7 protein-coding genes are annotated in these 8328 nt (G+C 69.9%); all 7 read left to right on the top strand.

All coding sequences use genetic code 11. The features are described from left to right. Nucleotides 1–33: 33 nt before the first annotated feature. The 7 genes from OH802_RS14050 to OH802_RS14020 all read left to right on the top strand — a co-directional run bounded on the left by OH802_RS14050 (nucleotide 34) and on the right by OH802_RS14020 (nucleotide 8324). On the top strand, nucleotides 34–1056 hold the full coding sequence (locus tag OH802_RS14050) for a LacI family DNA-binding transcriptional regulator (RefSeq protein ID WP_406028888.1): 1023 nt from the start codon (nucleotides 34–36) through the stop codon (nucleotides 1054–1056). A 36-nt stretch (nucleotides 1057–1092) separates the two neighbouring features. Then, nucleotides 1093–2286 (top strand): glycosyl hydrolase, encoded by a 1194-nt coding sequence (locus tag OH802_RS14045; protein WP_406028886.1) that lies wholly within the window; start codon nucleotides 1093–1095, stop codon nucleotides 2284–2286. Nucleotides 2287–2399: 113 nt separating this feature from the next. Then, a complete protein-coding gene (locus OH802_RS14040; RefSeq protein WP_406028884.1) occupies nucleotides 2400–3404 on the top strand; it encodes a LacI family DNA-binding transcriptional regulator in 1005 nt (334 codons plus the stop codon). Nucleotides 3405–3491: 87 nt separating this feature from the next. After that, the gene (locus OH802_RS14035) at nucleotides 3492–4748 is read left to right on the top strand and encodes an ABC transporter substrate-binding protein (RefSeq protein ID WP_406028882.1); all 1257 of its coding nucleotides are present in this window, start codon (nucleotides 3492–3494) and stop codon (nucleotides 4746–4748) included. Nucleotides 4749–4781: 33 nt separating this feature from the next. After that, entirely contained in the window at nucleotides 4782–5744 is a 963-nt protein-coding gene (locus OH802_RS14030; RefSeq protein ID WP_406028880.1) for a carbohydrate ABC transporter permease, read from the top strand. 1 nt (nucleotide 5745) lies between these two features. Beyond that, nucleotides 5746–6591, top strand: coding sequence for a carbohydrate ABC transporter permease (locus OH802_RS14025; protein WP_406028878.1), 846 nt, complete (start codon nucleotides 5746–5748; stop codon nucleotides 6589–6591). A gap of 14 nt (nucleotides 6592–6605) precedes the next feature. Next, nucleotides 6606–8324 (top strand): amylo-alpha-1,6-glucosidase, encoded by a 1719-nt coding sequence (locus OH802_RS14020; RefSeq protein WP_406028876.1) that lies wholly within the window; start codon nucleotides 6606–6608, stop codon nucleotides 8322–8324. Nucleotides 8325–8328: the final 4 nt, after the last annotated feature.

Here is an 8328-nt window from a genome sequence, read left to right as displayed (position 1 = left end):
CGCCTCCGGCCTCGTCCCAGGAAGGACTTGTCGATGGCACGACCCACGATCGCGGACATCGCAGAGCGCGCCGGCGTCTCCAAGGGCGCGGTCTCGTTCGCGCTCAACGGACGGCCGGGAGTCAGCGAGGAGACCCGGCGGCGCATCCTCGCGGTCGCCGACGAGATGAACTGGCGCCCCCATCGCGCGGCCAGGTCTCTCGGCAACGCGCGCGCCGGAGCGGTCGGCCTGATCCTGTCCCGCCCCGCACGTACGCTCGGCCTCGAGCCGTTCTTCGGCCAGATCGTCTCCGGCCTGCAGGCCGGCCTGGCCGAGGACGGCACCGCGCTGCAGCTGCTCGTGGTCGAGGACCCGGAGGCCGAGATGGCCGCCTACCGCAGCTGGACCGCAGAGAGGCGGGTCGACGGCTTCGTGCTCCTCGACCCGCTCATCGACGACCCCCGGTTCGCGGCGCTGGAGGCCCTCGAGGTCCCGGTGATGGTGCTCGGCGGCCCGCTCGAAGACACCTCGCTGAGCTTCAGCTGGGCCGACGACAGCGAGGCCATGCACGAGGCGGTCGACTACCTCGCCGCGCTCGGCCACCGCCACGTCGTCCACGTCGCCGGCATGCCGCAGTTCCTGCACACCAAGCGCCGGATGGACGTGCTCACAGAGGCCAAGGAACGCCACGAGCTGGCCGAGGTCGTCTCGATCCCCACCGACTACAGCGACTCCGAGGGGGCGGTCATCACCCGCCGGGTGCTGTCACGTCGGGATCGGCCGACCGCGATCGTCTACGACAGCGACGTGATGGCCGTGGCCGGCCTGGGCGTCGCCCTCGAGATGGGCGTACGGGTGCCGCAGGACCTCTCCATCCTCTCCTTCGACGACTCGCTGCTGGCGCGGCTCACCCACCCCTCGCTGACCGCGCTGACCCGCGACACCCAGAGCTGGGCCACCGAGGCCGCCCGCGGGCTGCTCCGGCTGATCGCCGACCCGACCCTCACCGTCCGCCATCAGTCGAGCACCCCGGTGCTCGTCCCGCGGGAGAGCACGGCTCCGCCCGCCGGACACTGATTGCCTCGGTTTACTTAAACGGTTTATATTGCGCGGGTGCCAGCTCTCCCGACGCCCTCAGCCCCTGCCCCGTTGCGCTTCGGCGCCAACCACGTGCCCTCATCCGGCTGGTTCTACTCCTGGCTCGACTTCGACGCCGACGAGATCGCCCGCGACTTCGACGACCTCGCGGGTCTCGGCCTCGACCACGTGCGCATCTTCCCGGTCTGGCCCTGGATCCAGCCCAACCGCTCGCTGATCCGGTCCGCGGCGGTCGATGACGTGCTCACCACCATCGACCTGGCCGCCGCCCGCGGGCTCGACGTCTGCGTCGACCTGATCCAGGGCCACCTGTCCAGCTTCGACTTCCTGCCGTCCTGGGTGCTCACCCACCACCAGCGATCGCTCTTCAGCCACGCCGAGGTGCGCGAGGGGCTGCGCACCTACGTCGACGCTCTCGCCGGCGCGGTCGCCACCCGGGACAACGTCTTCGCGCTGACCCTCGGCAACGAGGTCAACAACCTGTGGCCGTCGAACCCGACGACCATCGCCGAGTCCCGCTCCTGGGCCCAGGAGCTCCTCGAGACCGCGCGCAAGGCCGCTCCCGGCCTGCTCTGCCTCCACTCGCTCTTCGACGACGCCTTCTACGCACCCGACCACCCCTTCGGCCCCGCCGACGTCACCACGCTCGGCGACCTCAGCACCGTGCACTCATGGGTCTTCAACGGAGTCGGCGCGATCGACGCGCCTCTGGGTCCGGCCACGCTCACGCATGCCGACTACCTGGTCGAGCTTGCTGCTGCGTACGCCACCGAGCCCGGGCGCCCGGTCTGGCTCCAGGAGATCGGCGCTCCCCTGCCGGAGATCGGACCCGACAGCGTGCGCGAGTTCGTCACCGGCACCGTCGACCACGTCGCGCAGAACCCGGCGCTGTTCGGCATCACCTGGTGGTGCTCCCACGACCTGGACCGATCGCTGGTCGACTTCCCCGAGCGGGAGTACGACCTGGGACTCTTCACCGTCGACCACCGGCGCAAGCCCGTCGCCGAGGCGCTGGCGGAGGCGATCGCCGAGCACAGCGGCCCTCGCCCCACACCCGCGCCACGCCAGCAGCTCGAGTGCCCCGTCGACCTGATCCACGAACCCGAGCGCCGCGCCGAGGTCGCCCCCGGCAGCGACTTCCACCGCACCTGGGTCGCCGCCCGGGTCGACGGGCCGGTCCAGATCGTCCCACCCGCCCGCTCCCGCTGACCTCAACCACCTTCGCCGCGTCGAGCCCTGTCGACACCCTTGACACGACGCGTGATGTTGATCACAATCTAGTCAATTCCAGTGTCGAACCGGTTCGAAAGTCAGGTAGCGAGTTGGCCACCATCCAAGACGTAGCGCGGCACGCGGGCGTCTCGCGGAGCACCGTCTCCTACGCCCTCTCCGGCAAGCGCACGATCTCGACCGAGACGCGGGAGCGGATCGAGCACGCCATCCGCGAGCTCGGCTTCACGCCGAACGCCGGCGCACGCGCGCTGGCCACCTCGCAGACGATGGTGCTCGGACTGCTGCTGCAGTTCCACGAGGACGAGTTCGCGCCGGCCATGCTGCAGTACGTCCTGCCGATCTCCATGCGGGCCCGCGAGCTCGGCTACGACATCCTGATGGTGACCGACCCCGACGGCCCCTCCGCGATCCACCGGATCGCGGACTCCCGCATGGTCGACGGCATCGTCCTCCTCGACGTCACCGCCGAGGACCCGCGCCTCGAGGCGCTGAGGGCGGTCCGCAAGCCCGGGGTCCTGCTCGGCCTCGCCCGCGACACCGCCGGCCTGGACTTCGTCGACCTCGACTTCGGCGAGGCGGCCAGGATGCTCGTCGACCACCTGCACGAACGCGATCACCGCGAGCTGATCCTGATCGCGCCGCCGCACCACGTGGTCGAGCGCGGCGGGACCTATGCCTGGCGGTTCCGCGACGCGGCCGTCGAGCGCGCGGCGCGACACGGCATCCAGATCCACTGCTACCACGGCGAGTCGCGCCAGCCCGCGATCGGCGAGTCCGTCAACCGCATCCTCGACGCGCACCCGACCGCGACCGGACTGATCGTCCACAACGACGCGACGGTCGCCGCGCTGCCCTCGATCCTGAGCGAACGCGGGGTGCGAGTCCCGGAGGACCTCAGCGTGGTCAGCCTCTACTCGCGCGACTTCGGCGAGGAGTTCTCGCTCCCCTATACAGCCGTGGACTCGGCCGCGGACGAGCTCGGACGCCAGGCGGTCTCCCGGCTGATCGGCCGGGTCACCGACCCGGTCGCGGCCGGACCGCCGATCGTCCGGTTCGTCACCCCGGTGCTCCGCGACCGCGGCAGTACCAGCTGACCCACCGCCGGGATCGTACGGAGCGCCTCGTCGCGCCCACTGTCGAACCGGTTCAACAACCCACGCAATGATGCGAGAGGACACGAGATGAACAGCACCCCCACCCCAGGCCGCCCCCACGGTCGTACGGTCGCCCTCCTCACCGCGGCCGCGCTGACCATGTCTCTGGCGGCGTGCGGCTCCTCGGAAGAGTCGGGCAAGGTCACCGAGATCGGGTTCTGGGACCCCTACCCGCAGTACGACGACAGCTCGGACTGGGCCGAGTACGTCAAGTCGTGCGCACCGGAGGGCACCACCATCAAGCGCACCGCCGCCCCGAACACCGACCTGATCAACAACCTGACGACGGCCGTCCGCGAGGACAACGCACCGAACGTGGTGTTCCTCGACAACCCGGCGATGCCAGAGGCCTCGGCCTCCGGTCTGCTGGCCCCCATCGACGAGGTCGGCCTGGAGGCGACCGACGCCGACGCCAACCTCGCCGGCCCCGGCACCGTGGACGGCGAGACGTACGGGGTCCCCGTCGGCGCCAACACCCTCGGCCTCTACTACAACGAGAAGGTCCTCGCCGACGCCGGGGTCGACCCGGAGAGCATCACCGACTGGGCGAGCCTGAACGCCGCGCTGGAGAAGGTGACCGGAGCCGGCCACAAGGGCATCACGTTCGCGGGCGTCCCCGGCGAGGAGGGCACCTTCCAGTTCCTGCCCTGGTTCTGGGGATCCGGCGCCGACCTGTCCGACATCGGCTCGGCCGACGCCGTCGAGGCGGGCCAGCTCGTCTCGGACTGGATCGGCAAGGGGTACACCCCCAAGTCGGCCGTCACCGACAACCAGTCCGCGTCCTGGGACCTGTTCCTCACCGGCGAGTACGCGTTCGCCGAGAACGGCTCGTGGTTCGCCCAGGCAGCGACCGAGCAGAAGTTCCCCATCAAGATGATGCCCATCCCGAGCCAGGACGGCGGCGCGGCTCCGGTGCCGACCGGCGGCGAGTTCGGTGTGGTGCCGCTGCACAAGGAGAACAGCGACGCCCACTACGCGGCAGCCAAGGAAGTGCTCGACTGCCTGCTCGGCTCGAAGACGCAGATCGAGACCGACGACATGCTCGGTTACTTCACCGCCACCGAGGCCACTCGCAAGCAGCAGATCGCCTCCACGGAGCACTACCAGCCGTGGGCGGACGCCATCTCCAGCGCCCAGGGCCGGACGACCGACCTCGGCACCAGCTACCTCGCGACCTCGGCCGCACTGTCGAAGGCCGAGCAGGCCGCGCTCAACGCCGCCGGTGACGCCGATCAGGTCAAGGAAGCGTTCGAGTCCGCGGCTCAGGAAGCCAAGGGCAACTGACCCGCGACCGGACCCTGGAGAACGGATGAAACAGTGACCAGGAATCCCACAGTCTCGACGCTGGAGCGCCGGACGGCACCGGATACGGTGCCGGCCTCGGCGCCCCCTCCCCGGCGCCGACACCACCACCGCCGCTGGGCCGGCGTGGCGTTCGTCGCGCCGCTGGTGACGTACCTCGTGGTCTTCTACGCCTATCCGCTGGCCGAGAACGTGTCGATGAGCCTGCACCGCTTCACCCGGGCGACGTACGTCACCGGAGAGGCGCCATTCGCCGGGACCGACATCTACCGCGAGGTGCTCACCGCGCCACAGTTCTGGCCGATCGTGCAGCAGACCGCGGTCTTCGTGGTCGGCTCGCTGGTCTTCCAGTACGTCATCGGGCTGGCCCTCGCGACGTACTTCCACCGCCACTTCCCGCTGTCGGTGCTCCTGCGTGGGCTCTTCCTGGTCCCGTGGCTGCTCCCGATCATCGTCTCGGCGACGACGTGGCAGTGGATGATGGACGCGGACTCGGGCATCGTCAACCGGTTCCTCGGCGCCTTCGGCATCGACTCCGTCTGGTGGCTGAGCGCCGACAACTCGCTGTGGGCCGTGATGATCGCGAACATCTGGCTCGGGATCCCGTTCAACCTGGTCATCCTCTACTCCGGGCTGCAGAACATCTCGGCCGAGCTCTACGAGGCGGCCGCTCTCGACGGCGCCGGCCCGTGGCGCCGGTTCTGGTCGATCACGTTCCCGCTGCTGCGTCCGGTCAGCGCGATCACCTTGCTGCTCGGCTTCGTCTACACCCTCAAGGTCGTCGACATCATCTGGATCATGACCGCCGGCGCCGGTTCATCCCAGACGCTGGCGACCTGGGCGTACGGGATGGCCTTCGGGAAGGGCACCTCGGCAGTCATCGAGTACTCCCAGGCGTCCGTCGTCGGCACGATCCTGCTGCTCGTCGCCCTGCTCATGGGGCTGGTCTATGTCGCCGTCCAGCGCAAGGAGGCCTGACATGGACACCTCGACACGAACCACACGGACCACACGGACCGCCTCGGCCTGGGTGAAGACCGGCATCGGCCTCGTCCTCACTGCACTGATGCTGTTCCCGCTCTACTGGATGGTCAACGTCTCGCTGACCCAGCGCGACGCCATCCGCAGCGGCGGTCTGTTCCCGAAGGCGTTCACCCTCGACCACTACCAGGTGGTGCTGCAGGACCAGCTGCCCTATCTCGGGACGAGCCTGGTCATCGGCATCGGGACGGTCGCGCTCACGTTGCTCGTCTCGGCCCCGGCCGGCTATGCGATGTCGTCGCTGTTCGTCCCGGGCCGGCGGGTGCTCAACTTCTGCCTCATCGTGGCACAGATGGTCCCCGGCGTCGTGATGGCGCTGGGCTTCTACACCGTCTACACCGACCTCGGGATCCTCGACACCGTCCCCGGCCTGATCGTCGCCGACTCCACGATCGCGATCCCGTTCGGAGTCATGCTGTTCTCCGCGTTCATGGCGGGCATCCCGCGGGACCTCCTCCACGCCGCGGCCATCGACGGCGCGAGCCACTGGAAGACCTTCACCCAGGTCGTCCTGCCGATCTCGCGCAACTCGGCGGTGACGGTCTCGCTGTTCGCCTTCCTGTGGGCGTGGTCGGACTTCATCTTCGCGTCCACCCTCAACCGCGAGGGCGGCTCGCTGCGCCCGATCACGATGGGGCTCTACGACTACATCGGCTCCCAGAACCAGGAGTGGGGCCCGCTGATGGCGACCGCCGTCGTCGCCTCGATCCCCACCGCCATCCTGCTCGTCGTCGCCCAGCGGTACGTCGCCGCCGGTGTGACGGCGGGCGCCGTCAAGGACTGAAGGACACACCACGCATGCCGCTGCACGACACCTCGACCGAGGCCGCCTTCGACGTTCGGGAGATCCCGTTCTCCCGGCGCGGCTCCTGGCTCGACCTCTCCCCCGTGGTCGCCCTGCACACCCGCACCGACACGATCCACCTCGTCTCCCATCGCAACGGGTTCCACGGCGTGCTCGCGCTGCGTCCGGAGCGCGACGGCCGGCCGGTCGAGACGACCTGGTCCGCGGACCCTGCGGTCCTGAGCTGGGCGCGGGAGGACGGTCGAGTCGAGGCGGCCTTTGCCGGCCCGGACGCCGTACGCCTCCGCGGCTCCGGCCTCGCGCTGCGGCTCGGCGATGCCGCTGCCGGGCTCACCCCGTTCACCGGGACCTATCTGTTCACCGACCCGAGCGACGGCGCCGTCGTCTTCACCAGCTACGAGACCGGTCACCGCTACCGCGTCACCATGCTCCGCGGGGAGAACTCGGTCGAGGGCGCCGAGGCGCTCGGCGAGGCGACGAGGTCGATCCTGCTCGGAAGCGACGGCGGCGACTGGGAGGCCGAGGTTCGCGAGGCGACCTCGCAGCAGACGGTGCCGGCGGAGGCAGCGACCTTCGAGGAGGTCGTCGCGGACTCGGCAGGAGACTTCGCCAGCTACCTCGACGACCTCGCCCCGTGGCGTGACGAGCGCACCCCGGCAGCGGCGCTGGCGGCGTACGTCCTGTGGTCGGCGACCGTCGCCCCGAGCGGTCTGCTGGGCCGGGAGTCGGTGCTGATGTCCAAGCACTGGATGGACAAGCTGTGGAGCTGGGACCACTGCTTCAACGCGATGGCGCTCGCACCCGGCCGCCCTGACGCCGCGCTCGACCAGTTCCTCGCGCCGTTCGACCACCAGGACGACCGCGGCGCACTGCCGGACTCGGTGACGCACACCGAGGTCCTCTACAACTACGTGAAGCCGCCGATCCACGGCTGGGCTCTGGGTCGGCTGCGCGCGACCTCGGCCCGGGCCTTCGACACCGACGAGCTCGAGCGCATCCACGACGGCCTGGTCCGATGGAGCCGGTTCTGGATCGACTCCAGGCGACGGCCGGGCCACGACCTGCCCTACTACCAGCACGGCAACGACAGCGGGTGGGACAACTCCACCACGTTCGACCTCGACCGGGTCATCGAGTCACCCGACCTCGCAGCGTTCCTCGCGGTCCAGCTCGAGGTCCTCGCCGACCTCGCCGACGAGCTCGGTCATCCTTCGGCCGGCTGGCGCAAGGTCGGCGACGAGCTCGTCCGTACGCTGATCGACGAGCTCTGGACGGGAACCGAGTTCGTCGCGGTGGGCGCGCTCTCGGGTCGCCGGAGCACCGGAACCAGCCTGCTGAACCTGCTGCCGCTGGTGCTCGGCGACCGGCTCCCGTCCGACATCCGGGAGGCGATGGCGGACCGGCTCGGCGATCACCTGACCGACTACGGACCTGCCACCGAGCCGGTCTCCTCGCCCCACTACCAGGACGACGGCTACTGGCGGGGCCCGATCTGGGCGCCGTCGACCGCGCTCATCGAGGACGGCCTGCGCCGAAGCGGGTTCACGGCCGTCGCCGACGTCGTCAGCGAGCGGTTCAGGGCGCTGTGCGAGAAGTCCGGCTTCGCCGAGAACTTCGACGCCCGCACCGGCGCGGGGCTGCGTGACCGCGCCTACACCTGGACCGCCGCGGTCTACCTCCTCTTCGCCGCCGATCACGTTCGGCGGTCTTGACCCC

Origin of the sequence: Nocardioides sp. NBC_00850 (assembly GCF_045207335.1) — a bacterium.
In the GTDB taxonomy this organism is placed as follows: domain Bacteria; phylum Actinomycetota; class Actinomycetes; order Propionibacteriales; family Nocardioidaceae; genus Nocardioides.
Note: the sequence above shows the minus strand (reverse complement) of the source record. Positions and strands in the feature narration are given on the sequence as shown.